Below are 23,535 nucleotides of genomic sequence, written 5' to 3' on the forward strand. Positions count from 1 at the left end.
TTCCCACTCACCCATCCATCTTCAGCGCCGAAATAAACGCCTCCTGCGGAATCTCCACTTTCCCGAACTGACGCATCTTCTTCTTCCCGGCCTTCTGCTTGTCCAGCAGCTTGCGCTTCCGGGTCGCGTCGCCGCCGTAGCATTTCGCCGTCACGTCCTTGCGCATCGCGCTCAACGTCTCGCGCGCGATCACCCGCGCGCCAATCGCCGCCTGAATCGGGATCTTGAACATGTGCCGGGGGATCAGCTCTTTGAGCTTTTCCACCATCGCCCGGCCCCGCGCCTCGGCCCGGTCACGGTGGACCATCATCGACAGGGCGTCGACGGGTTCCTCGTTGACCAGAATCGACATCTTGACCAGAAAATCCTCCCGGTATTCCGAGATCACATAGTCAAAGCTGGCATAGCCCTTGGTCACCGATTTCAGCCGGTCGTAGAAGTCGAACACCACCTCGGCCAGCGGCAGATCGTAGACCACCATGGCGCGCGACCCGGCATAGGACAGATCCAGCTGAATGCCGCGCCGGTCCTGACAGAGTTTCAGAATATCGCCAAGGTAGTCATCGGGCACCATGATGGTGGCCTTGATGCGCGGCTCGGTGATGTGGTCAATATAGGTCAGGTCGGGCATATCGGCGGGGTTGTGCAGATCGCGGATCTCGCCATCCTTCATATGCAGCTTGAACACCACAGACGGGGCGGTGGTGATCAGGTCCAGATCATACTCCCGCTCCAGCCGGTCGCGGATGACCTCAAGGTGCAGCAGGCCCAGAAAGCCGCAGCGGAAGCCAAAACCAAGTGCGGCCGAGGTTTCCATTTCCGAGCTGAAAGACGCATCGTTCAGCTGCAATTTCTCAATCGCATCACGCAGATCCTCAAAATCCGCCGCGTCCACCGGGAAGAGGCCACAGAACACCACCGGCTGCGCGGGCTTGAAGCCCGGCAGCGGCGTCTCGCAGCCCTTTTTCTCCGACGTGATGGTGTCGCCGACGCGGGTATCGCGCACCTGCTTGATCGACCCGGTCCAGATCCCGATCTCGCCCGGCCCCAGCTCGTCAATATCCACCATCTGCGGTTTCAGCACCGCCAGCTTGTCCACACCGTAGACGGCATTGGTCTGCATCATCTTGATGCGGTCACCCTTGCGCACGACGCCATCGATGACGCGGATCATCACGACAACGCCCAGATAGGCATCGTACCAGCTGTCCACCAGCATCGCCTTCAACGGCGCATCGCGGTCGCCCTTGGGCGCGGGCAGGCGCGTCACAATCGCCTCCAGCACGTCCGGAATCCCCAGCCCCGACTTGGCGGAAATGTTGATGGCGTTTGACGCGTCCAGCCCGATCACATCCTCGATCTGCGCCTTCACCCGGTCAGGCTCCGCCGCAGGCAGGTCAATCTTGTTCAGCACCGGCACAATCTCATGCCCCGCATCCAGCGCCTGATAGACGTTGGCAAGCGTCTGCGCCTCCACCCCTTGGGAGGCATCCACCACCAGCAGCGAGCCTTCAACCGCGCGCATGGACCGCGACACTTCATAGGCAAAGTCCACATGCCCGGGGGTGTCGATCAGGTTCAGGATATAGGTCTTGCCATCCTTGGCCGGATATTCGATCCGCACCGTGTTGGCCTTGATCGTGATCCCGCGCTCACGCTCGATATCCATACTGTCGAGCATCTGCGCCTTCATATCGCGCGCAGCCACCGTGCCGGTCAATTGAATGAGCCGGTCGGCGAGGGTGGATTTTCCGTGGTCGATATGGGCCACGATCGAGAAATTGCGGATGAGGTCAAGCTGGGTCATGCGCGGCATATAGCTTGGAAATATGGGGCCGGGAAGAGGCATGCAGCACTTGCCGCCCCGCAGCGCCCGATTGCAGCCTTTGCGCCGGGGCAAAGCGGGTGATTCTGGCCCGGCCTGGCGACGGCAACGGCACCGGCCCCACCGCGCGGCGGGGCAGCGCGCCGCACCTCCCCCATCCTGGCGCCCGATCTGGTGTGCCACTCAAAGATTAACCGCAAGGGGCGCCCCGTCTCGGCAATCCACCGCCCAGCGGCAGCGCGGCATTGAAATTGGCCACACGAATCGGCATGATCGGTGGCAGAAAACGACCAGTGGCGGAGGGTCCTCCCCGTCCCCGGCAATGAGGCAGATGATCATGATGAAACCTGTGGCCCTGGCAGCCTGCGCTGCCGTTCTCCTTTCCCTGTCCACCACTTTCGCCCTTGCCGGACCGATTGAGCGCGCCTGCCTCAGTTCCGACCGCAAGGCGGCAAACCGCTCGGTCTGCGCCTGCGTGCAGCAGGTCGCCGACATGACCCTGCGCGGCGGCGACCAGCGCAAGGCGGCGGCGTTCTTCAAGGACCCTGACCGCGCCCAGAAGGTGCGCATGTCAAAGTCCGACAATGACAATGATTTCTGGCGCCGCTACAAAACCTTCGGCCAGCAGGCCGAGGCCTACTGCGCCCGCTGATCCGCCTGAAACCCCGTCAGCGATGACCCGCGCGCCTCATGGGGCGCGGGCACCGGCACAGCTGCCGCACCCCGCACACCGCCTGCCAGACCACCCCCCGCAAACGATGACCCGCACAGGGATCAGGCCAGCACGCGCCAGCCCGTTCATCTTGACAAAAATACTCAAATCCCGACAGAAAACACAAAAACCCGCCGCGCAATCCTGCGGGCGGGCTTATCGTGTCGCGTCAGAAAAAATCAGGCGCTGGCGGTGGCGCTGGCCTGAGCCTTTGCGATGTCTTTCTTGATCTTCAGCGCCGTCCCCGACAGCTCGACATCCTTGGCCTTGGCCAGAAACGCATCCAGACCACCACGGTGATCGACCGTGCGCAGGGCCGCGGCCGAGATCCGCAGCTTGAACGACTGGCCAAGCGTGTCCGAGATCAGGGTCACATCATTCAGGTTCGGCAAAAACCGGCGACGCGACTTGTTGTTCGCGTGGCTGATGGTGTTACCGGTCATCGGGCCAACGCCCGAGAGTTCGCAGACGCGCGACATCGTCGTAATCCTTCAAGTCAACGCCAGCAGGGCGTAAGGTGCAAAAACAACAAGGCCCGCGCAGGCGCGACCTCGAATTCGATGGCTGCGTTTACGCGCGATCGCCCCCCTCGTCAAGCGATTCACCCTTTTGCTGGCCAAGAATTGGGGCGCTGCCCCAAACCCCGGAGTATTTGCAAAAGCTGCAAGCCATAAGAGCACATCCCCGCCTTGCAGCTTTCCCAAATACTCCCCGCGCGGAGCGCAGATCCGAGGCGGTTGGCCGCAGGCCAGAGCCGAGACAAGAACAATGCGGCGCAGCCGCTCAACTGCTTCACGTCCCGCGCGGCTTGGCGCGCGCCGTGGGGTCGGCGGCGGTGGGGTCTTCGGGCCAGGGGTGGCGCGGGTACTGGCCGCGCATGTCGCGGCGCACCTCAGCGTAGCTGTTGGCCCAGAACCCGGGCAGATCCAGCGTCACCTGCACCGGCGCGCGGGCAGGTGACAGCAGGGTGATGCGCAGTGGCAATTGCCCCGGCCCGACCGTGGGGTGGCGGGTCACGCCGAACAACTCCTGCAGGCGCAGTTCAATCGCCGGGTGGTCGCCGTCATAATCGATGGGCACCTTGCGCCCCAGCGGCGTCTCGAAACTGCCCGGCACCTGCGCGTCGGTCTGCGCCATCCGGTCCCAGCCGACCAGCGCCCTGAGCGGCTCGGTCAGATCCAGCCCGCGCAGATCGGCTTCCGTGCGCTTGCCCGCAAGATGCGGCAGCAGCCAGTCCTCACCACTGGCCAGCAGGGCCGCATCGTCCAGCTCCGGCCAACCGTCGCCCCGCGCCAGCAGCAAGCGGGCACGCAACCGGCGGGCCGTCGCGGTCCATGGCAGGCCGATCTGGCGCAGCCCATCCACCGCAGCGCGCGCCAGTGCCTCGGGCGCGGCGTCAGGCCAGACGCGCTCCGTCAGCACCAGCGCGCCAAAGCGTTCCTGCCTGCGCGCCAGCACGCGGCCGTCGCGGCGCGACCATTCGCAGACCTCGGCCCATGCGATCTGATCCGCAAAAAGCGCCCGCACCTCCGCCTCAGAAATCGCCACCGCCTGCCGCACCTGCGCTTCGCGCGGGTCGCCGTCCAGATCGGTGGCGACAATCAGCCGCGCGCCCGACAGCGGCTGGCCCGCCGCCATCGCCGCGCCCTTGCCGCCCGACAGCACCCAGCGCGGCGCATCACCCGCACGGCGCAAGCCAATGCGATCAGGATAGGCGAGGGCTGCCATCTGCGCGGGCGACAAGTCCGGCACCCGCGCCTTTGGCACCAGACGCCCCAACCGGCGCGCCTCCACCCGGATACGCTCAATCGTCGCGCGGTGCGCCTCGGGCGGCGGCTTGTCTACCGCCTTCAACCGCGCCAGCAGGTCGGCCCCAGCCCCGCGCAACGGGTCGCGTTCCGCCAGCAGCGCCGCCAGCGGCGCGGCCCCCGGCCCCGCCATCACCAGCATATGTGCCAGCCGCGGGTGCAGCGGCAGCGCCGCAAGCGCGCGGCCATGTGCTGTGATCCCGCCGCCCGCCTCCAGCGCGCCCAAGCCCCGCAACAGCCCCTGCGCCTCGGCCAGCACGCCGGGGTGCGGCGGGGTCAGGAACGGCAGGTCCACTGCCCCCCACAGTGCCAGCTCCAGCGCCAGCAGCGTCAGGTCCGCCGCCTCGATCTCGGCGGGCGGAAACGCCGCCATCCCGCCCTCTTCGCCGCGCGTCCACAGCCGGTAGCACACCCCCGGTGCCACCCGCCCGGCCCGGCCCCGGCGCTGTTCCGCCTCGGCCTTCGTCACCCGTTCCGTCACCAGCCGCGACATGCCGGAGGCTGCGTCAAACCGCGCCCGCCGCGCGCGGCCCCCATCGACCACCACCCGCACCCCCGGAATGGTCAGCGAGGTTTCGGCAATCGACGTCGCCAGCACCAGCTTGCGCCCCGCAGCCGCGCCAAGGGCCGCCTGCTGCGCGGCAAACTCCATCGCCCCGAACAGCGGGCGGATGGTCAGGCCCGGCACGCCCTGCAGCTGCGCCTCAACCCGGCGGATCTCGCCTTCGCCCGGCAGAAAGGCCAGCACATCGCCCTCCGGCACCTCGTCCAGCGCCTGCCGGATCAGCCCCGCCACCGCCGCCTCGTACCGCATCGACGCATCGGGCGGGCGGGGCAGCCAGCGGGTTTCCACCTCGAACGCACGGCCCGCTGACGTGATCAGCGGCGCATCCCCCATCAGCGCCGCCACCGGGGCGGCGTCCAGCGTGGCCGACATCACCAGCAGTTGCAGGTCAGGCCGCAGCGCGCCCCGGATTTCCAGCACCAAAGCCAGCCCCAGATCGGCCTGCAAGGACCGTTCGTGAAATTCGTCAAAGATCACCAGCCCGATGCCCGGCAATTCGGCATCCGTCTGGATCATCCTTGTCAGGATGCCCTCGGTCACCACCTCGATCCGCGTCGCCGCACTCACCTTCGACTCGCCGCGAATGCGGTATCCCACCGTCTGGCCCAGCGCCTCACCCAAAGTCTCTGCCATCCGCGCCGCAGCCGCGCGGGTGGCCAACCGGCGCGGCTCCAGCATCAATATCCGTCCCGTCACCTGCGCCAGCAGCGCCAGCGGCACGCGGGTGGTCTTGCCCGCACCGGGCGGGGCCTGCAACACCGCCATGCCCCGCACCGCCATCGCGGCCTGCAGCTGGGGGATCACCTCATCAATGGGAAGGGGTGTGGGGGGAAGCGTATCTGACATAGGTCAGGGGTTAGGCCCAGTGGCGGCGCAGATCAAGGGGGCGGCGCACCCATGCCCCCGCCCCTTACTCGTCGCGGATCATCCGGGCCGGGCCGAACAGACTGTCCATCGACACCTCGGCCACCCGCAACCGGCCATCCGCCCCCGCCGTATAACGCAGCACAAAGGGAAACGTCGCCCGTTCCGCCAGATCCTGCGGCGGATAGCCGTCGATCCGGCGATAGACGCCCTGACAGGTCAGCCCGCCCTCCCCCGGCACGGGCTGCGACAGCGTCACCCGGCTGATGCGGTGCCCGTCGAACATCCGCAGATCCAGCCGGCAGGCCGTCTCGGGCACCACGTCGCGCAGCACGGCATAAAACCCGGTCAGCGGGTCCACCGCGCCGCGATGCTCTGCCGGGTCGACCAGCGGCGCATCGGGCCGGGATGCAGCGGCGCTGACCACGGTGGCCAGCCCGTCCTGAAACGTCAGCTCGGCCCCACGCCCCGCGCGCGCCCCTTCGCTTTGCGACGAATAGCGCTCCGGCACCAGTTCGCCGCCCCGGTCGCGGCCCTGCGCCCGCGTGGTCAGGCTGAACGACCGGAACAGCCCGGCCAGACCGGCCGATGCGGCATTCGAGGTCAGCGCATAGCCCGCGCCGTCATGGTTGGCGGCAAGCGTCATCCGCCCCGCCGTCAGCCCGCTGACGGTGATGGTATAGCGCGCCACGCTGGTGTCTTGCGCGGCCACCGGCACGGCAAGGCACAGGGCGGCGCACAGAGAGGCGCACCGGGCGGCAGATCCGGCAAGGACACTTGGGGCAAACATCACACGCTCCTTGAAACACCGGCCAGCCCGGCAAGACCAAGTAGACCGGCACCACCACACAGGCTGGCATAGACCCTGAGTATAGGGCATGAAAGGCAACAAGGAACGATCCGCAGCGCGCGCCGGGGCAAATTGTGCCGCAGACCGCGCCGGATCAAGCAGTTGTGACGGATGGGCATACCGATGGAGATGACCGAACTGGCCACGGCGGTGATCGCGGGCGACCGCAGGGCGCTGGCAAGGGCCATCACCCGGGTGGAAAGCGCGCGCGCCGATCACCGCACGCAGGCGGTGGATCTGGTGGCGCAAGCCCGCGCGGCCGGGCGGCAGGCCCTGCGCATCGGTCTGTCCGGCACGCCGGGGGTGGGCAAATCGACCTTTATCGAAGCCTTCGGCATGATGCTGGTGGCGCAGGGTCTGCGGGTGGCGGTGCTGGCGGTGGACCCAAGCTCGGCCCGGTCGGGCGGCTCCATCCTCGGCGACAAGACCCGGATGGAACGCCTCAGCCGCGAACCTGCCGCCTTTATCCGCCCTTCACCCAGTCAGGCGCAGATGGGCGGCGTGGCGCGGCGCACGCGCGAAGCGGTGGCGCTGTGCGAGGCGGCTGGTTTCGACGTGGTGCTGGTGGAAACCGTGGGCGTGGGCCAGTCCGAAACCGTGGTGGCCGAAATCTGCGACCTGTTCATCCTGCTCTTGGCCCCGGCGGGCGGTGATGAACTGCAGGGCGTCAAACGCGGCATCATGGAAATGGCCGACATGATTCTGGTCAACAAGGCCGATGGCGATCTGAAACCGGCCGCCATGCGCACCCGCGCCGATTACGCCGGTGCCCTGCACCTGCTGCGCCGCCGCCCGCAAGACCCCGAAGGCTTTCCCAAAGCCGTCTGCGTCTCGGCAGTGGAAAACGACGGGCTGGCCGAGGCATGGGCCGACATGCAATCGCTGGCCGGTTGGCGGCGCGACCACGGCCATTGGCACAGCCGCCGCGCCCATCAGGCCCGGCACTGGTTTGGCGAAGAGGTGCGGCGCGGCCTCTTGTCGGTGCTGGACCGCGAACCGGCCAAGGGCGCGATGGCCGCTTTCGGTGCCAGGGTCGAGGCGGGGGAGTTGTCGCCCGAGGCCGCTGCGGTGCAGATGCTGGCCCTGGTGGGCAGGCGCTGACGCCGTGGCGCCAACGTCATGACGTAAGCCATACGCAAACCAGACGCAAACCAGACGCAGAACAGACGTAAAACACACGCCGGATTTTACGGCCCGGACCCCAGCCCGCAGCCCTCTGACCCGACAAGCCATGCACAGGCTGCATATCGGCTTTGGCCAATCGGCGGATTGTGCACGCGCAGCATTACCCCCATGTTAGCGTCAACGGAAAGGGCGGATGGGCCGCCTTGTCCGATCCGAAGATGATGAAGAGGATAACGATCATGGCTTACACGAACACGCAAACGGTTGCTGGCTTTCAGGTCGGTGGATGGATGGGCGATGTTCTGGCCAAGTGGAATGTGGCCCGCGAACGTCGCGCGGTCTATCTGCAAACCCTGAACGAATTGTCGGCAATGTCCGACCGCGATCTGGCTGACATCAACGTCGCCCGCGTGTCGATCGAAGACATCGCACACGAAGCCGCCTACGGGAAATAATCCCCTATTTACGGCAACTTACCGATACGTCACGCAAGTGACTCCGGCCTCCTGAAGGCGCGCTCCTCCTCCCTGCGCCAACAGGCTTTGCGGCGAACCGGTCCTCCCCCGGTTCGCCGTTTTCTTTTGTGCGGCACCTGTCGCAGTGTGGCGCTGTTAGCGCTGACATAATCTGTGAAGCCTGCAGGGCTTTCCCCATCCCGCCCCCCGGTTTACGCAGTGCTGCGGACAAGGGAGCGTTCTGATGACCATGACAGAGGCAAAGCGGGCGCGTTGGGCGGTGGCGATGATGTTTGCCGCGGCGGGCTTTGTCATGGGGGCCTGGGCCCCGCAGATCCCGCTGCTGCTGCCGCGCCATCAGATCACCGAATTTACCCTTGGATTACTGATACTTGTGCTGGGTCTGGGCGCGGTTGGGGCCATGCTGTTCACCGGCCGGCTGATCGCGCGCTTCGGGTCCGTCGCGGTGCTGCGCGTCTTTGCGCTGTCCTCGGCGGTGGCCTTGCCGGTGGTGGTCTTTTCCCCGTCACTGCCCGTGCTGGTGCCCGCCATGGCGCTGCTGGGCGCGCTGATCGGCTGCATGGATGTCGCGATGAACGCCAACGCGGTCGAGGTCGAACGGCGGCTGGGCCGGGCGATCATGTCCTCCAGCCACGGGTTCTGGAGCCTTGGCGGATTTTTCGGTGGTTTTGCAGGGGCTTGGGTGATTTCACACTGGGGGGCCTATGTGCAGGCCGGGCTGGTCGCGCTGGTCACGGCAGCAGTGGTTCTGGCGGTGATGCCCTTCCTGCGGGGTGAGGCCCCTGCCCCGGTGGTCGCCGTCACGGGCGAAAAGACCGTGCTGCTGCCACGCGCAGCGGGGCTGTGGTTGCTGGGCGCACTGGCGCTGTTTTCGATGGTGCCCGAAGGCGCGGTGCTGGATTGGGCAGCGATCTATCTGCAAAAGGACCTCGGCTCGGATGTGTTCCGGTCCGGCCTTGGCTTTGCGGTGTTTGCTGGCGCGATGGCGATCATGCGCTTTGCCGGAGACTCTGTGCGCAACCGCTTTGGCGCGGTGCTGACGCTGCGGATCTCGGGTGTGCTGGCGGCTGCGGGGATGATGCTGGCGGCCGGGGCCCCCAGCGATACCCTTGCAATTGCTGCGTTTTTCATCACCGGGCTGGGGGTGGCGAACATGGTGCCAATCCTGTTTTCGGCTGCTGGAAACTACCCCGGCATCCCGTCCGGCACCGCGATTTCGGCGGTGACGATGGTGGGCTACGCGGGCATTCTGGTGGCCCCCGCCAGCATCGGCTTTGTCGCCGAAGCCATCGGCTTCCGCGTCACCTACGGGGTGCTGTCGCTGCTGCTGATCGTGGTCGCCCTGCTGGCAGGCCGCACCGCAGGGGCCGATGAGGTGCAGGCGGTGCCCGAACCTGCACCCCGCCGCGCGGCCTGAGCCCTCAGCCCCCCATATAGTCGCCCTTGCCCAAAGCCACCCCATTGTGGCGCAAAATGTTGTAGGCCGTTGTCAGGTGGAAGTGGAACTGCGGCATTGAATACAGGTTCAGGAAAGTCTCGCCGGTCATGGTCACATCCTGCCCGCGCATTTTCAGCGTGATTTTGCGGGTTTCCGCCCCGTCATAGCGGGCCGCGTCAAACCCGGCGATATAGCCGCGCGCCGCCACGATCCGGGCCTGCAACTCGGCAAAGCTGGTTTCGGTGTCGGGAAAGCTTTTCGGGTCCTCCCCCGCCAGCCGGGCGGCGGCGCGGGCGGCGAAATCGCAGGCCAGCTGCACCTGACGGACAAAGGGCAACATGTCGGGAAACAGGCGGAAGGTCAGCATCGCCTCGGGCTTGATGGCATGGTCGGTGCAATGCGCTTCAGCCTTGGTCAGAAGGCGCGACAGGTTGGCAAGAAAGCGGTCGTAGACGGCGATGGATCGGTGATGCATGAGGCATGTCCTTTTTTGGCTTGGGCTAGTGATCTGCCCAAGGCTGCAAGGGGTCAAGAGTGGTTGAAGCCGCGCCGCGATGCGATATGTGGGGGACATGACAGATGATCTTGCCAGCCGCGACCGCCTGCCGCCCGACCTTATGACCCTGCTGGCCGACTGGCCGCGCGAGCGGTGGTCTGATGTACCGGGGTTTGAAGGATTGTCGGCCTTCTGGCTGGACCGCCACCTTGGCTTTCGTGACCTGATGTCAGGCCTGCGGCTGGACGCCGAACACATGAGCGGCGGGCGGATCGACCCGCAGCGCTGGCAGGGCCGGTTGCTGCGCGGCGGCGAGCAGCTGGTGCAGGGGCTGATCGGGCATCATCAGGTTGAAGATGCAAGCTATTTCCCCGCCATGGTCAAGCTGGAGCCGCGCCTTGCGCGCGGGTTTGAGCTGCTGGACCGCGACCACCACGCGCTGGACGCGCTGCTCGATGGCTTTGTCGGCTCGGCCAACGATGCCCTGCAGGCGAGCGATCCGCGCGAGGCGGCGCTGGCGTTTCACACCAGCCTTGCGCCGTTCGAGCGTCAGCTGATCCGGCATCTGGAGGATGAGGAAGATCTGATCATCCCCGTCATCCTGAAACACCAGATGGGCTAGGCAGCGCGCTGATAGCCGTAGCGCGCCCTGACTGACGCCGCGCTTTGGTTCGGCGAGAGCATCGTGGCCGGTGTAGCTGTCAACCTGCACGATGCCCCCTCATCGCGTCAGGAAGCCGGGTTTTGGCCCAGCCTGGCCGTCATGCGTTGCGCGTCAGTTGACCTTTCGGGCGGCAAAGGGGGTCACGGTCCGGCATTGCAACCCCGCCAGCACCGCGTTTGCCGCCGCGTCTCCGGCGGTTGATGAGATGTTGTAGTCAAACACGCTTTTGCCGCGCACTTCGGTCGGGCTGACCAGCGACAAGGTCCAGATCACGCTGGCACCCGTTGCCCCGGAACTGTCTGCCAGAGAATGGTCCGCCACCACCCCGCGCCAGTTGCCCGAGCCGGTAACGCCGGACCAGCGCACCATGCCGGCAGCCTCGCTCATCAGCTTGTCGGGGTGAAAGCTGCCGTTCCAGTTGATCTGCCGGGTCTCACCGCTCAGGTTGGTGGGCGGCGTGTTTCCGGCCAGCATCGGGCAGGCCGAAGTATCGGTGGCCCCGGTGGTGATCTGCCAGCGACCATCTTCGGGCACCATCGGACCCGCCAGATAGACCGGGCACGACCCCGGCCCGCCGAACATCCGGTCAAGCTGCGCCGGGGTTTCGCTGCGCCAGCTGAAGCCGCCCGGTTCATCCACCAGCGTCAGCTCGCCCGCATTGTCGGGGATCTGGCCGGGCAATGTGGCAGCGATTTCTTGCAGCGTCATGGTAGAGATATAGCACATGCAGCCGCCGGGGGCGCAATCGGCGACCTGCACCCGCTCGGCCTGTGCCACCGGGGCAGAGGCGAGGACAAGCGCGGCACTCAGGGGAAAAAATCTGCGCATCGGACTGCTCCTATGGTTGGCCGGGCCGCAGACGGGCGCGAAACTCTTCGGGAGAAAGGGTGCCAAGGTCGATGGGGATGATGGTGCCGCCACCTGTGGCGGCAGGGGCCGCAGGCGACGCACCGCCGGGCACGACTTCGGCCACGCGGATCAGGTTCTGGTCGATCAGGCGCAGCACCCATGGCCCGGGCTTTTCCGGCACCTTCACCTCGACCTCAAGCGCGTCCGGTGTCACCCGGCTGCCGGTTTCAAGAATGGTGCGGTCGGGTTTGTCCGCACCGATGAAGCCTGCGGTGGCCTGCGGCGGTATCATCCCGCGCACCGACACCCGGACCATACCACCGGGAACAAGGTCGCCTTCCATCGTCAGCTCTGCCGGACCATCGCTGCCGCCCGAGGGCACCAGCACCGGCGGGCCACCGACATCAAGCTTTTCGCGTGCCAGAACCTGACCGCCCGCCAGATATTGCAGCTCATGCGGGCCGGAGGTGCCGTCCGGGATGCGCATCTCGCCGGTGACAACCTCATACAGGCTGGCCTCTGCCACCACCGCCCCGCCGGGGTCGACGATGGCCAGCCGGTCCGCCATCGCCATGCGCGCGCGGGGGGACACACTGTAGGGCCTGCGCACTGCCGGGTTGGGGTTGAAATGCCGCAGCTCCGGCACCGGGGATGTCGCCACCTCCACCTCGGTCAGGGCACGGAAACTGGTACTTTCGGTATCGAACACCGCCAGAAGATAGCGGCCCGGCGCATCTGGCATCCGAATCGAGGCGCGGAATTCATCCAGCCATGCGCCCTGATCCGGCAAAGCGTGGTCGGTGCCGCCGGCCAGCACCACCACCCGGTCGCTGCCGCGTTTGTCCTGCCCCCGGTTGATCTGCACCAGCACCTCTGCCCCGGCCAGATAGGGGCCACGGCCAACAAAACGCGCACCGTCATCGGGCTCGATGGCCATGCTGCCGACGCTTTCGCCCGCATCGCCCCCGAGCACCTCAAACACAGCGGTAGCGGCCAGCGTTCCGCCTGCATCCGTGATCCGCACCTCATAGCGGCCAGGTTGGTCAGGCACCGGCAGAACCTGATCCTGCGCGCGCAGCATGTGACCGGCGTCTTCGGAAAGCAGCGCCGGGCCATCGGGGGCATCGGCGCGGGTCATGGTGATCCTGCCCTGAAAGCCCGGCGGCCCGGTCAGCGTCACCGGGAAATAGCCGTCCGTCCCCGCAAAGACCGGCTCGGTCGGCAGGCTGATCGTCACGCCCTGCCCCGCCTCTGCCCCCGTCAGCCGCGTGTTGGCGGCGATGAAGGCGGCGGCAATCTGCGCCTCGGCAGAGGCGTTGGACCAATAGCACAGCGGCCCGGCTGCGGTGGGCAGGCAAGGGCCATATTCGGGCGGCCAGACCGCATTGCCCATCAGCATCAGCACATCGGTGCCATTGGTGAATTGCGCGGTCACCGCGCCGTCAACATGCTCCACCTGCCACATCATCCAGCCGCGCGGCACCTGTGCTTCCAGCCCGTGGTCAAAGTTCACCCGCTGGCAGATCGCCTCATCACAGCCCATGGACTGGGTGGCCGGGGCCGGAAGGCTGCCCTGCCGATCGCCCTCCGGGTCCGGGCCATACAACTGGTCCTGCAACGCCGCCAGCGAGGGCAGGGCCACAGCCTCCGGCCAGACCACCACCGGCAGGCTGTTCGGGCCGGAAACCATCGTGCCGGAGTAGCCGTCCCCATAGGGTGCCAGCGAGATCACGAAGGCTTCCGGCGACACGGCGGGCAGCTGAAACCGCACGAAGAGGGTGCCCTCCTCCTCGGTCGCACTGTCCAGTGCGGCAGAGTCCAGCGGGGCCTGCGGGCCGACCAGCATCGGGGTGGGGGTGAAGGTGCCGTCCCAGCCATTGGCATCGGCACGGGTGCGCAGGGTGATGCGCAGCATGTCCATCACTTCGGTCGCGGCTCCGGCAGGGGCGTCGCGCGGCGGCACCGCCAGCACCCGCCACGGGCCGTCCATCAACGTGCCGTGGTCTTCCTCGCCTCCGGCCTGAACCTGCCTCTGAACCTGAACCGTGAAGTCATTCACCTGTCCCGGAAAAATCTCGACCTCTGCCGACAGGTCCACTTCGCCCGGCGCAGTGGCCGTCACCCGCCAGCGGCCCGGCTCGAAGGTGCCGGAAATCACCGGCCCGCTGTCCGTCGGGGCCCATGCCTCGGGGGACATGTCGGGGTCGAGCGGCACCGCGTCCCATGTCACATCCGATTGGGGCACACCGGACGGCAGGCGGAAGGTGGCGGGCACGGCGGCAATATTGTCCTGCGCCGCCTCACCTTGCGTGGCAGCGGCGGCCTGCGCGGCCAGATCGCTGCTGGTGGTCAGGTCGGCATCGTCAAACGGGATGCCCACACCGAAGCGGCGGCCAAACATCACCTCGGTCCGTGACGGGTTCAGATAGCGCAGTTCATATTCACCGGGGTCGGATGGTGCCCGCAGACCGACAGACCCGCCTCTTGACAGCGAATAGGCCCAGTCATAGCGCTGATGTTCATTCACCGGCTGGTCGATGTCAGCAATCACGATTAGTTCGCCGACCTGTTCCGGCCCACGAAAAGTGATCGGTATTCTGCTTCCAGGTTCAACCGATCCAATGGGATCGAAGCCCATGGCGGGGGGCACCACCTCGACCGCCTGCCGTGCGGTGATCACGCCACCGGCTGCGCGGATGATCAGGTCATACATCCCCGGCTCCTTTGGCGCGGTGCGCGTCACCGGATTGCGCGGTACGCCACCCGACATCACGTTGATCGGGCCAAAACCGGGTGACGAGGGGGCCTGGTCTTCGCCCAATGGCACAAATCCCAGATAGTCTGTCGAGCCGGCCTCCCCCCGCCATGTGATGTTGTAGGTGAACCCCGCCTCGGCCTTGTCGCTGATATCAAACGCGGCCTCTGGCGGTGAGGGATCTGGCTCCACGACCGGCTCCGGTCCGGGCGCAGGTTGCACGGCACTCACCTGTTGCAGCGCATCCGCCAGTTCCGCGCCGGAATTGGTCTGGAACAGCATTCCCCCGGTCTGGTCGGTGATGCACGACAGCGCCTCTACTTCCAGCCGTGTCAGCCCGAACCCCACCACATGGGCGCGGATGTCGATGCCTTCGGCGGCCAGTTCGGCGGCCAGCGCGCAAGGATCGCCCGCGCAGGTTTCCAGCCCGTCGGTGACAAGGATGATATCCGCCGCCTCTGCCGTGGGGGGAATCTGGCTGCGCGCCATCCTCAGACTGTCGGTCAGCGGCGTCATGCCGCGCGGCATCAGCCCGCGCAGGCGGCTCTCCAGCGTGCCGGGGGCAGTCTGCCCCAGCGGTGCAATCACCTCGATATCACTGCAGTCGCCGCGCCGGTTGTGGCCATAGGCGATGACGGACAGCGGCACCGCGCCATCACGGCTGGCAAAGTAATCGCCCATCACATCACGCGCCACCTCGATCCGGGTCAGATCGCCCTCGACCCGGTTCCACATCGAGCCAGAAGCATCGAACACCAGCACCGACACACGCTCGGCCATGGCAGGGGTCGCCGGCAGCATCAGCGCAGCAATAACAGGGAGCAGTCGGATCATGAGGTCTTCTCCAGCAGGACAAAATCGCGTTCACCGCCGCAGGTCCGACGGCGGGTGCGCGATCGGCCTGATCCGCATCGCGATCAGACGCGGGTGAACATGGCGGACTGCGTCAGCAGCGATGCCAACCGTCTGACGCGGGAAACTGGCCGATGCCTGCAACGGTAGACCGCTGGCCCTTGCTGTGCCAATATAAGGAAATCCTTAGATTCAGAGGCATGATTGCTTGCAAAAATCACGGGTTGATGACTTTCTTGATGCCCTGACAGATGTCGGCGGTCCGGGCGGCAGGGCCTGCCCCCAAATGCTCTGGGATATGAGTGCGAGATTTTTTGCAGACAACGGCTTTGACAAGCTGATTTATATCGACGCCCAGCCCGGCACCCACACCGGCACCCACCCCGGGGACAAAAGCGGCGAGCTGACCATGCTGACAACACTGCAGCCAGAGTGGGTCATCCGCTATAGGGATTGCGGTTATGCGCAGATCGACCCGTTTTTCAGCATTTGTTGCACCAGCTTCACGCCGGTCAGTACGGGCGTTGCCTATGCAGACAGTCACAAAAAATGGCTGTCACAAGCGCAGATGACCCTGATCAGCGAAGCGGCTGAGTTCGGCATCAATGCCGGTTTTTCCTCAACGATCCGGCGGGCTGGGCCTCAAGGGGTTGCCGGATGGAATATCGGTTCCTCGTTGTCCAGGGCCGAAGTTGACGCCCTGCGTGCCGATCGCGGCCACATGCTCCGGCTGGCGGCGAGACATGCGCATGATGTGCTTCGCCGCGCGCATTTGGTCGCGCGCGCCAAATCGCTCTCCCCGCGCGAAACAGAGTGTCTTGCGCTTTTGGCACAGGGCCAGCGTACCAAGGACATCGCCCGCGCCCTCGACCTCAGCTCCGCAGCCGTGGAACTGTATCTGCGCAATGCCCGCAGCAAACTGGGTGCCACGACCCGCGAGCAAGCTGTCGCGATCGGCTTTGCACAAGGCCTGTTGTGAGCAGCTGTTGCCCTGCCTCCCTCAGCCAGCGCAGGGACAGGGATCGGCTTTCAACCGCTGTTAGCCTTCGATCCGGCGTCAGCCGATGCGAGTGAACCCGGGCGGGCACCGGCACGTCAGCCCGTCACAGCACCTTCTGAGGTATATCGATCCCGGCAAGGCCGGTGAAAACGGAAAGGTCAATCATGCTGTCTCCAGTCGTTTCGGGCTGTGCCGGTGTCAGCGCCCGACAATGCGGTTTGCAAGCGTTGCCAGCCGCGAGGTGCGCTGCCCGCCGCGCGCTGCCTCCCGCCGGTCGGCCAGATTGTACAGCCAGTACATGCCATGCACCCCAAGCCAGCGGAACGGCTCCACCTCCCATTTGCGGGGCTTTCGGTTTACCCAAGGCAGCGTGGTGCGCTCGGTGCCCTTGTCCAGCACCAGATCGGCCAAAGTCTGCCCCGACAGGTTCGACGTCGACACCCCAAGCCCGACGTAGCCCCCGGCCCAGCCGATGCCGGTCTTCGGATCAAGCCCCGCCGTGGTGCACCAGTCGCGCGGCACGCCCAGAACGCCACACCAAGCGTGGTCCAGTGCCAGCGCGCGGGTCTGGGGCAGCATCCGGTACAGAATGTCTTTCAGCTTTTCCACAGTTTCGGCCTGCGTCTCGCCATTGAAATCGGTCTTGGACCCGAACCGGTACGGCACCCCGCGCCCGCCCATCGCAATGCGGTTGTCCTGTGTGCGCTGCGCATAGCAATAGGCGTGCGACGCATCGCCGAACACTTCATATCCGGTCCAGCCCAGTTCCTCCCACATCGCTTCGGGCACGGGTTCTGTCACCACGATGGCGCTGTTGAGCGGTATCCATTCGCGCGCATTGCCCGGGATGCCATGGGTAAAGCCCTCGGTCGCCCGCACGATCCGATGCGCCGTCACCGTGCCGCAATGTGTGGTCACGCGGCCCTTGCTGATGCCGGTCACGGTGGTCTGTTCATAGATCGCAACCCCCTTTCGGGCGACGGCCTCGGCCAGACCGCGCACCAGCTTGGCGGGTTGCACGCGTGCGACACCCCCTGTCACCAATGCGCCCTGCACGTCCTTGACGCGGATGCGGGCGGCGGCCTCGGCGGCACCGATCAGATGGCTGCGCGACTCTGGCACATCCCATGCCATGTCATCGGCCTGTTCGGCGCGCAGCCGTTCCATCTGGGCGGGGGTGCAGGCAAAGGTCAGGCAATCGGTGCGCCTTATGTTGGCGTCAATGCCTTCCGCCTCGCAGACGCGGATCACCTCATCCACGGTGGCGCGCAGTTGCCGTTCAAAACCGATCACACCGTCGCGGGTGCCTGATGACAGATATTTCGAGCGGTTCCACGAAAACCCGCCGGAACACCAGCCGCCATTGCGCCCCGAGGCCCCAAACCCCGCAAACTCTTTCTCGACGATGGCAACCGACAGGCCGGGATTTGCAGCCTTGAGATAATAGGCGGTCCACAGCCCGGTAAACCCCGCCCCCACGATGCAGACATCAACATCGATATCGCCGGGCAGCGGTGCCCTGTATCCGGGCAGCCCGCCCATATCGGCAAACCAGAAAGACACATCGCCGTTCTTCATCGCGTTCCTCATCTTATCCTTCATGCCCCGCCGTCGAGCCATCATCAGCCAGAAGCGTGCCATCCTTTGGGTTCCAGGCCAAGTCGACCGTGCTGGCGATGGCAAAAGGCGTGTCCTGTGTGGGGGTGCGGGCGATGACATGGCTGCCATCAGTGAGTGTCACCTCGTATTTCATCGCTGATCCCGGATAGAGCATGAACCCGGCAATCAAGTTCAGCGTCTTGGTTTTGCCCGACCCCGAAGGGCCAAGGAAAGACATCAACTCACCCGGTTCAACCCGCAGAGTGAAAGTGGGAATCCCCCGGAAAGTTAGGGGCTGGGGAAGTAGAATTTTCCCATCAAGATGCACCATCGATGAGGCCCAGGACCACGCCCCGAAATGGCTTTGGACTTACACCAACGACCGCCCGAACATGGGTATCGGCGGCATCACACCCCAGAAACTGAAACTGGCCGCGTGAGTTCTACCAGTGCATCCCGTTAGAAATGGGGGGATTACCATAGCCCTTCAGGCCCCATGACGACAGCGCGCTATGGTGCAGCTGGGGGATGGCCAACGCGCGCACCGCTCCTTCGGGCAGGCGGCTCAGATGGCGACGGTCGGCCACGTCGCGGATCAGACAGGGCAGCAGAGCGCAGCGCCCCGGCGCGTCAGGCGGGGGCAAGCCATCGACGCGACTATCCGGGTGACCTCGATATTCTGCCGGTCGCCCAGAAGGTGCCACCATCGCGACTGGGTGCCGTATCGGCGCGGGGCCACCGTCGGTGCGAGGGCGGTCGTGACGTGATGTGCCTGGCTGTGCCGCGCCCGTGGCGATGCCGAAGGCGCGGAACCCGGACCGGGTCCGCAGGTTGTATCACAAGACAACGCTGCCAAAGTGCAATTGGAGGTCGCCATGTTCCGCCCCATGCTTACCAGTCAATTCTGGATCGACCTCTACGCCGAGATTTCGGAGGACAACATCTTCAACGGGGCGGCGGCGCTTGCCTACTATCTGACGCTGGCGATATTTCCTGCTTTCATCGTGATCATGGCGGTGATCCCCTATCTGCCGATCCAGAACGTCGATCAGGCCATCATGGAGCTTCTGCATACGACAATGCCGGGCGAAGCCGCAGTCCTTCTGGAAACGACCGTTGCAGAGGTCACGCAAGAGCAGCGCGGTGGTCTGCTGTCGGTCGGCATCCTGTTCACTTTGTGGACCGTGTCCACCGGGATGTATGCTGTCATGCAGCAACTCAACATCACCTATGATGTCGAAGAGGCCCGCAGCTTCATCAAGGCACGTGTCGTCGCACTCGTGCTCAGTGTTGCCTTCGTCGCGCTGGTGATCGGGGCGTTCACGCTGATCGTTCTCGGCGGTGTCATCGAGGGCTGGCTGTTCAACCGGGTCGGCGAGAACGGGATCATCGTGCTCGCATTCCGGGTGTTGCGCTGGGGTCTGATCGTATGTGCGCTGCTGCTGGGGTTCGCGATGGTCTATCGCTACGCGCCCAACGTCGAGCAGAAATTCCGGTTCATAACGCCGGGCGCAGTGGTGGGCGTTGTCACGCTGGTGCTGGCGTCGCTGGCCTTCACCCTCTACATCCAGAACTTCGGCGATTACAGCGCCACCTATGGCTCGATCGGTGCTGTCATCATTCTGATGCTCTGGCTCTATATTGCCGGGCTCGTGATCCTGTTCGGATCAGAAATCAACGCTCTGATCGAACACTACGATCCCGATGGCAAGCGCAAGGGCGAGAAGCAAAGCCACGGAAAGGCGGGCGGCCCCCTGCACGAATGAACCGATGTTGCCGGGAGGGTGGCGCGGAGCGGGACCCGACGCGGTGCCGTGCCTTACGCCGCGCCTGCGGCTTGTGGCAGCGAAAACCAGCAGCCCGAAGGCGGCAGACGGCCGACGCGCAGCGGGCAGCCATAGGCGCGCTCCAGCGCGGCGTCGGTCAGAACGTCCGCCATCGGCCCTTGCCCGGTCATGTGCCCCTGATCCATCAGCCAGACCCGGTCGGCGGCCATGGCCGTCAGGTTCAGGTCATGCAGCACCGTCACCACACCGCCGCCCCGCCCGGCAAAGTCGCGCATCAGGCGGACCACGCCCAGCTGATGCGCAATATCCAGACTTGCCACGGGTTCATCCAGAAAAAGCCAGCGCGGCACGCCGTCCACCACAGGCTCCCAGACCTGCACCAGCACGCGGGCCAGCTGCACGCGGGCCTGCTGGCCGCCCGACAGCTCCTGATACAGCCGGGGGGCAAACCCCGCCATATCGACCGCTGCCAAAGCGCGCGGCACCAGATCGGCCCGCCCGGCATGGGGGGCTGCGGTCAGGCCCAGCCGCACGACCTCTGCCACTGTGAACGGAAACGCCAGCGCCGAGGCCTGGGGCAGCACGCCGCGCACGGCGGCCAGCTCCCATGCCCGCAGCCGCGCGCAATCGCGCCCGTTCAGGCTGACCTGCCCTGAAAAACCCACATCGCCGGTCAGCGCGCGCAGCAGCGTGGTCTTGCCAGAGCCGTTCGGGCCGACGATGACCGTCACCTCACCCGGCCGCGCCTCGGCGCTGATGCCGTGCAGGACAGGGCTTTTGCCCAAGGACACCCGGATATCTTTTGCAATCAGCATTTACAGATCCACCAACCCGCGACGGCGCAACAAAATCCACAGGAACACCGGCGCGCCCAGTGTGGCGGTGACGATGCCGATCGGCAGTTCCGCAGGCGCAATGATGCTGCGCGCGATCAGGTCGGCCAGCAGCAGCAGCGTGGCCCCGGCCAGACCGGCGTTGACCAGCAAAAACCGATGGTCCGGCCCGGTTGCCAGCCGCAACAGATGCGGCACCACAATGCCGATAAAGCCGATGCCGCCCGACACCGCCACCGCCGCCCCGGTCGCCGCGGCCACGGTCAGGATTGCCACCGCCTTGACCCGTTGCACCGGCAGGCCGATGTGATGCGCCGCCGCCTCTCCCAGTGCCAGACCATTCAGCCCGCGCGCCAGAAAGGGCGCGGCCACCAGCGCCAGCGCCATCACCGGACCTGCCGCCAGCAGCTTGGGCCAGCTTGCCCCGCCAAGGCTACCCAACCCCCAGAACGTCAGATCCCGCAACTGCCGGTCATCGGCGATATAGACCAGCACCCCGGTCGCCGCCCCCGCCAGTGCCCCCAGCGCAATGCCCGCCAGCAGCATGGTCGCCACCGAGGTGCGCCCCGCCCGTGTGGCCACCCGGTACAGCAGCAGCGTCGATACCCAGCCGCCAAGGAATGCTGCGAACGGCACCAGATGGTAGCCCACCGCCTGCGTGATCCACAGCGGTGCCAGACCGCCCAGCACGATGGCCAGAACCGCCCCCAGACCGGCCCCGGCCCCGACGCCCACCAGCCCCGGATCGGCCAGCGGGTTGCGGAACAGGCCCTGCATCACCGCGCCCGCCACTGCCAGTGACGCCCCGACCAGCACGCCGGTCAGCATCCGGGGCAACCGGATTTCCCACAGGATCAGCCGGTCACGGTCCGGCATGGCCTCACCAGATACCAAAGCGTCCACCAGCGACCCGAGGGAAACCCCCGACGCCCCGTGCGACAGGCTGAGGCCAGCGGTCAGCAGCAGCGCCACCGACAGTGCCAGCATCGTCACCCGCGCCTGTGCGTCGCGGTCACCCAAGGGGTGCGCCGCATCCAGTGCCACCATCATCCACGCCCCAAAGTGAGGGCATCGCGCAGGGCCGCGTTCAACTCCAGCGCGGCAGCGCCGGTCCTTGGGCCAAAGCCCAGCAGATACAGACCGTCCATCCGCACCACCCGCGCCCGTTGCCCGGCCGGGGTCAGCGCCAAAGCAGGATGCGCCACCAGTTCCGCCGCCGCCAGTGCCATTTCGCCGCCGCGATCCATCGCCAGAATGACATCGGGGGCTGCCGCGATGGCCGCCTCATCCGTCAGGGGTTTATAACCGGAAAAGCCGTCAACCGCATTGACCCCGCCCGCCAGCGCAATCATCGCCGCCGCCGAAGTGTCGCTGCCTGCTGCCAGAATGCGCCCGCCCTGCAGCGACAGTACGAACAGCACCCGAGGCCGCGCGGGCATTGAGGCCGCTGCGGCGGCGGCCGCGTCCAGATCAGCTTGCGTCCGCGCTGCCAGTTCCGCACCCAGCCCGGGCACCCCAAGCGCCTCTGCCGCCAGCGCGATCTTGGCCAGCACATCCGCCGGGGTCTGCGCCTCGGGCAGGGTCACCAGCGGCACCCCGGCGCGGGTCAGCAGCTCGATGGTTTCCGGCGGACCGGCATCATGTTCGGCCAGAATAAGGTCCGGCTCCATCGCGATCAGGTTTTCAGGTGACAACCGCCGCACATAGCCAATGTCGGGCAGGACCAGCACCGCTTCGGGGAAGGTTGATGTGGTATCCCGCGCGATCAGGCGGTCGCCCTGCCCCAGCGCAAACACGATTTCCGCCGCAGACCCGCCCGCCGCGATCACGCGGCGCGGGCCCTCTTCGGCGCGGGCAAAGGTGGACAGGGCCAGCAGCAGAACCAGACCTGTCAGCCCGGCATGAAGCCCGCCGACAGACAAGACCCGCGCGCGTCTCATGCCATCACCTCTGCCGCCAGACCTGCCGTCATCCGGTCCCAGCCAGAGGTGTCGGTGTCCGCCTCGGCCCGCTTGCCGAACATCTGCAGGATCAGCCGGCCCGCCGCATCAAACGCCTCGACCGAAACGGCCGGGCCGCGTTTGGTGGGTTTGGTCACCAGCCAGACCTCGGCAATATGGTCGGCGCGCAGGTGCAGGTTGAACCGCGGGTCGAGCACGTTCTGCCATGGGCCCATCGGCTCTACCCGGTGGACCGGGCCGGAATGGATCTGGATGCAGCCTTCATTGCCGACAAAGATCATGATCTTCAGCTTGTCCTCGGCTGACCGTTCCAGCGCCCATGACACCGCCTCAACCGGCAGTTGCCGCGCGAAATCGGGGCCGACGGCGCGGTTCGCCCCCAGCCGGTTCATCTTCAGCTTGCGCACCATCGCCAGAAACTGATGCGTATCCGTCATCTGCGCCCATTCGCTGCGCAGGGCATCAATCTTGTCTTCGGCAATGCGCGCCGCGTCCGGCGCGGCGCGGGCAGTGATCTCGAACGGCGCATCCACCGGCAGGGCCAGATCGGCCACCGCAGCCTCAAAGGCCGCGATGTCGGACTCGGCGCCCAGATGCACCTTGTGCACCGCATCGCCCGCCGCATCGAACACCTGAATGCTGCGCTTCACGCCCTGTTCCGTCTCGCGCTGAATCGCAAAGCCATGCACCCAGTGCCGCGGGAAAATCCGCAGATCAATCTCGTCACCCAGCACCATCGACGCATGGGCACCGGAGTGGAAATTCTTGTAGACCCCGCGCCGTTCATGCACCGCGCTTTCGTTGCGGGTCAGCGCCATCACATCCCCCATCTGGCAGATATGCGGCAACAGACGCGCCGGATCGGCGATGATCCGGGTGGCAGCGGCACCCGCCTCGGCGGCAACCAGATGGGCCTCTGACAGGCCGATAGCGGCGGCAAGATCACGCTCGCGCAGCTTTGGGTGTTCGGTGCGGGCATGGGTGATCCGTTCGATCACATCGGGGGAAAGCAGCATTGGGGTCATCCTTGGACATGGGGCTTTGACGCGGGTTCTTTGACGCGGGGGCAGTCGCAT

Annotated in this window: 20 protein-coding genes and 1 pseudogene; 8 read left to right on the forward strand and 13 right to left on the reverse strand. The window is 66.0% G+C overall.

Annotated elements, in window-relative coordinates; genetic code table 11:
- Nucleotides 1-7 precede the first annotated feature (7 nt).
- Nucleotides 8-1,807 carry a translation elongation factor 4 gene (lepA, locus tag Q7J44_RS15460; protein WP_304881388.1) on the reverse strand — a complete coding sequence of 600 codons (1,800 nt, stop codon included), beginning with the start codon at nt 1,805-1,807 and terminating at the stop codon, nt 8-10.
- Between the two features lie 358 nt (nt 1,808-2,165).
- Between lepA and Q7J44_RS15465 the strand changes: the two genes are divergently transcribed.
- Nucleotides 2,166-2,477, forward strand: coding sequence for a hypothetical protein (locus tag Q7J44_RS15465; protein WP_304882002.1), 312 nt, complete (start codon nt 2,166-2,168; stop codon nt 2,475-2,477).
- Between the two features lie 239 nt (nt 2,478-2,716).
- Here the strand turns inward: Q7J44_RS15465 and rpmB are convergent, their stop codons facing one another.
- From rpmB to Q7J44_RS15480, 3 genes are all read right to left on the reverse strand, one after another.
- The gene (gene rpmB / locus Q7J44_RS15470) at nt 2,717-3,016 is read right to left on the reverse strand and encodes a 50S ribosomal protein L28 (protein ID WP_304881390.1); all 300 of its coding nucleotides are present in this window, start codon (nt 3,014-3,016) and stop codon (nt 2,717-2,719) included.
- Between the two features lie 313 nt (nt 3,017-3,329).
- Complete coding sequence (gene hrpB, locus Q7J44_RS15475) at nt 3,330-5,756, reverse strand: ATP-dependent helicase HrpB (protein WP_304881391.1); 2,427 nt, start codon at nt 5,754-5,756, stop codon at nt 3,330-3,332.
- Between the two features lie 64 nt (nt 5,757-5,820).
- On the reverse strand, nt 5,821-6,564 hold the full coding sequence (locus tag Q7J44_RS15480; protein ID WP_304881392.1) for a DUF3108 domain-containing protein: 744 nt from the start codon (nt 6,562-6,564) through the stop codon (nt 5,821-5,823).
- A 183-nt stretch (nt 6,565-6,747) separates the two neighbouring features.
- Here Q7J44_RS15480 and meaB point away from each other — a divergent pair, with 183 nt between their 5' ends.
- From meaB to Q7J44_RS15495, 3 genes are all read left to right on the forward strand, one after another.
- Complete coding sequence (gene meaB, locus Q7J44_RS15485; RefSeq protein WP_304882004.1) at nt 6,748-7,725, forward strand: methylmalonyl Co-A mutase-associated GTPase MeaB; 978 nt, start codon at nt 6,748-6,750, stop codon at nt 7,723-7,725.
- A 263-nt stretch (nt 7,726-7,988) separates the two neighbouring features.
- Nucleotides 7,989-8,204: a DUF1127 domain-containing protein gene (locus Q7J44_RS15490; RefSeq protein ID WP_118156032.1), complete on the forward strand. Its 216-nt coding sequence runs from the start codon at nt 7,989-7,991 to the stop codon at nt 8,202-8,204.
- A 244-nt stretch (nt 8,205-8,448) separates the two neighbouring features.
- Nucleotides 8,449-9,642, forward strand: a complete 1,194-nt coding sequence (locus Q7J44_RS15495; RefSeq protein ID WP_304881394.1) for an MFS transporter — start codon at nt 8,449-8,451, stop codon at nt 9,640-9,642.
- Nucleotides 9,643-9,646: 4 nt separating this feature from the next.
- On the opposite strand, the gene Q7J44_RS15500 is transcribed toward Q7J44_RS15495, so the two are convergent.
- Nucleotides 9,647-10,138, reverse strand: coding sequence for a DUF1993 family protein (locus Q7J44_RS15500; RefSeq protein WP_304881395.1), 492 nt, complete (start codon nt 10,136-10,138; stop codon nt 9,647-9,649).
- Nucleotides 10,139-10,235: 97 nt separating this feature from the next.
- On the opposite strand from Q7J44_RS15500, the gene Q7J44_RS15505 reads away from it, so the two are divergent.
- Nucleotides 10,236-10,781, forward strand: coding sequence for a hemerythrin domain-containing protein (locus Q7J44_RS15505; RefSeq protein WP_304881397.1), 546 nt, complete (start codon nt 10,236-10,238; stop codon nt 10,779-10,781).
- A 153-nt stretch (nt 10,782-10,934) separates the two neighbouring features.
- Here Q7J44_RS15505 and Q7J44_RS15510 read toward each other — a convergent pair whose 3' ends face one another.
- Complete coding sequence (locus Q7J44_RS15510) at nt 10,935-11,651, reverse strand: hypothetical protein (RefSeq protein WP_304881398.1); 717 nt, start codon at nt 11,649-11,651, stop codon at nt 10,935-10,937.
- A gap of 10 nt (nt 11,652-11,661) precedes the next feature.
- On the reverse strand, nt 11,662-15,261 hold the full coding sequence (locus Q7J44_RS15515) for a VWA domain-containing protein (protein ID WP_304881399.1): 3,600 nt from the start codon (nt 15,259-15,261) through the stop codon (nt 11,662-11,664).
- Nucleotides 15,262-15,487: 226 nt separating this feature from the next.
- On the opposite strand from Q7J44_RS15515, the gene Q7J44_RS15520 reads away from it, so the two are divergent.
- Complete coding sequence (locus Q7J44_RS15520) at nt 15,488-16,258, forward strand: LuxR family transcriptional regulator (protein WP_304881400.1); 771 nt, start codon at nt 15,488-15,490, stop codon at nt 16,256-16,258.
- A gap of 219 nt (nt 16,259-16,477) precedes the next feature.
- On the opposite strand, the gene Q7J44_RS15525 is transcribed toward Q7J44_RS15520, so the two are convergent.
- Nucleotides 16,478-17,869: an FAD-binding oxidoreductase gene (locus Q7J44_RS15525; RefSeq protein ID WP_304881402.1), complete on the reverse strand. Its 1,392-nt coding sequence runs from the start codon at nt 17,867-17,869 to the stop codon at nt 16,478-16,480.
- A gap of 1 nt (nt 17,870) precedes the next feature.
- The gene (locus tag Q7J44_RS15530) at nt 17,871-18,209 is read right to left on the reverse strand and encodes an ATP-binding cassette domain-containing protein (protein WP_304881403.1); all 339 of its coding nucleotides are present in this window, start codon (nt 18,207-18,209) and stop codon (nt 17,871-17,873) included.
- Here Q7J44_RS15530 and Q7J44_RS15535 point away from each other — a divergent pair.
- A pseudogene (locus Q7J44_RS15535) lies at nt 18,205-18,318 on the forward strand (IS3 family transposase); the annotation flags it as partial. The gene Q7J44_RS15530 and the pseudogene Q7J44_RS15535 sit on opposite strands and share 5 nt — an antisense overlap.
- Before the next feature lie 435 nt (nt 18,319-18,753).
- Complete coding sequence (locus tag Q7J44_RS15540) at nt 18,754-19,644, forward strand: YihY/virulence factor BrkB family protein (protein ID WP_304881404.1); 891 nt, start codon at nt 18,754-18,756, stop codon at nt 19,642-19,644.
- A gap of 53 nt (nt 19,645-19,697) precedes the next feature.
- Here Q7J44_RS15540 and Q7J44_RS15545 read toward each other — a convergent pair whose 3' ends face one another.
- The 4 genes from Q7J44_RS15545 to Q7J44_RS15560 are packed head-to-tail and all read right to left on the reverse strand — an operon-like array spanning nt 19,698 to nt 23,475.
- A complete protein-coding gene (locus Q7J44_RS15545; protein WP_304881406.1) occupies nt 19,698-20,480 on the reverse strand; it encodes a heme ABC transporter ATP-binding protein in 783 nt (260 codons plus the stop codon).
- Nucleotides 20,481-21,545: an iron ABC transporter permease gene (locus tag Q7J44_RS15550; RefSeq protein WP_304882006.1), complete on the reverse strand. Its 1,065-nt coding sequence runs from the start codon at nt 21,543-21,545 to the stop codon at nt 20,481-20,483.
- Nucleotides 21,545-22,438 (reverse strand): hemin ABC transporter substrate-binding protein, encoded by an 894-nt coding sequence (locus tag Q7J44_RS15555; protein ID WP_304881407.1) that lies wholly within the window; start codon nt 22,436-22,438, stop codon nt 21,545-21,547. The genes Q7J44_RS15550 and Q7J44_RS15555 overlap by 1 nt, the downstream gene beginning before the upstream one ends.
- Entirely contained in the window at nt 22,435-23,475 is a 1,041-nt protein-coding gene (locus Q7J44_RS15560; protein WP_304881409.1) for a hemin-degrading factor, read from the reverse strand. Before Q7J44_RS15560 ends, Q7J44_RS15555 begins: the two co-directional genes overlap by 4 nt.
- Nucleotides 23,476-23,535: the final 60 nt, after the last annotated feature.

The sequence above is a fragment of the Pseudotabrizicola sp. genome, from assembly GCF_030656345.1.
Taxonomy (GTDB): domain Bacteria; phylum Pseudomonadota; class Alphaproteobacteria; order Rhodobacterales; family Rhodobacteraceae; genus Pseudotabrizicola.

What these genes read in the sequence shown, in the direction of transcription:
- lepA (WP_304881388.1), bottom strand. Translation starts at nt 1,807, where the DNA reads ATGACCCAGCTTGACCTCATCCGCAATTTCTCGATCGTGGCCCATATC.
- Q7J44_RS15465 (WP_304882002.1), top strand. Translation starts at nt 2,166, where the DNA reads ATGAAACCTGTGGCCCTGGCAGCCTGCGCTGCCGTTCTCCTTTCCCTG.
- rpmB (WP_304881390.1), bottom strand. Translation starts at nt 3,016, where the DNA reads ATGTCGCGCGTCTGCGAACTCTCGGGCGTTGGCCCGATGACCGGTAAC.
- hrpB (WP_304881391.1), bottom strand. Translation starts at nt 5,756, where the DNA reads ATGTCAGATACGCTTCCCCCCACACCCCTTCCCATTGATGAGGTGATC.
- Q7J44_RS15480 (WP_304881392.1), bottom strand. Translation starts at nt 6,564, where the DNA reads ATGTTTGCCCCAAGTGTCCTTGCCGGATCTGCCGCCCGGTGCGCCTCT.
- meaB (WP_304882004.1), top strand. Translation starts at nt 6,748, where the DNA reads ATGGAGATGACCGAACTGGCCACGGCGGTGATCGCGGGCGACCGCAGG.
- Q7J44_RS15490 (WP_118156032.1), top strand. Translation starts at nt 7,989, where the DNA reads ATGGCTTACACGAACACGCAAACGGTTGCTGGCTTTCAGGTCGGTGGA.
- Q7J44_RS15495 (WP_304881394.1), top strand. Translation starts at nt 8,449, where the DNA reads ATGACCATGACAGAGGCAAAGCGGGCGCGTTGGGCGGTGGCGATGATG.
- Q7J44_RS15500 (WP_304881395.1), bottom strand. Translation starts at nt 10,138, where the DNA reads ATGCATCACCGATCCATCGCCGTCTACGACCGCTTTCTTGCCAACCTG.
- Q7J44_RS15505 (WP_304881397.1), top strand. Translation starts at nt 10,236, where the DNA reads ATGACAGATGATCTTGCCAGCCGCGACCGCCTGCCGCCCGACCTTATG.
- Q7J44_RS15510 (WP_304881398.1), bottom strand. Translation starts at nt 11,651, where the DNA reads ATGCGCAGATTTTTTCCCCTGAGTGCCGCGCTTGTCCTCGCCTCTGCC.
- Q7J44_RS15515 (WP_304881399.1), bottom strand. Translation starts at nt 15,261, where the DNA reads ATGATCCGACTGCTCCCTGTTATTGCTGCGCTGATGCTGCCGGCGACC.
- Q7J44_RS15525 (WP_304881402.1), bottom strand. Translation starts at nt 17,869, where the DNA reads ATGAGGAACGCGATGAAGAACGGCGATGTGTCTTTCTGGTTTGCCGAT.
- Q7J44_RS15530 (WP_304881403.1), bottom strand. Translation starts at nt 18,209, where the DNA reads ATGGTGCATCTTGATGGGAAAATTCTACTTCCCCAGCCCCTAACTTTC.
- Q7J44_RS15540 (WP_304881404.1), top strand. Translation starts at nt 18,754, where the DNA reads ATGTTCCGCCCCATGCTTACCAGTCAATTCTGGATCGACCTCTACGCC.
- Q7J44_RS15545 (WP_304881406.1), bottom strand. Translation starts at nt 20,480, where the DNA reads ATGCTGATTGCAAAAGATATCCGGGTGTCCTTGGGCAAAAGCCCTGTC.
- Q7J44_RS15550 (WP_304882006.1), bottom strand. Translation starts at nt 21,545, where the DNA reads ATGGTGGCACTGGATGCGGCGCACCCCTTGGGTGACCGCGACGCACAG.
- Q7J44_RS15555 (WP_304881407.1), bottom strand. Translation starts at nt 22,438, where the DNA reads ATGAGACGCGCGCGGGTCTTGTCTGTCGGCGGGCTTCATGCCGGGCTG.
- Q7J44_RS15560 (WP_304881409.1), bottom strand. Translation starts at nt 23,475, where the DNA reads ATGCTGCTTTCCCCCGATGTGATCGAACGGATCACCCATGCCCGCACC.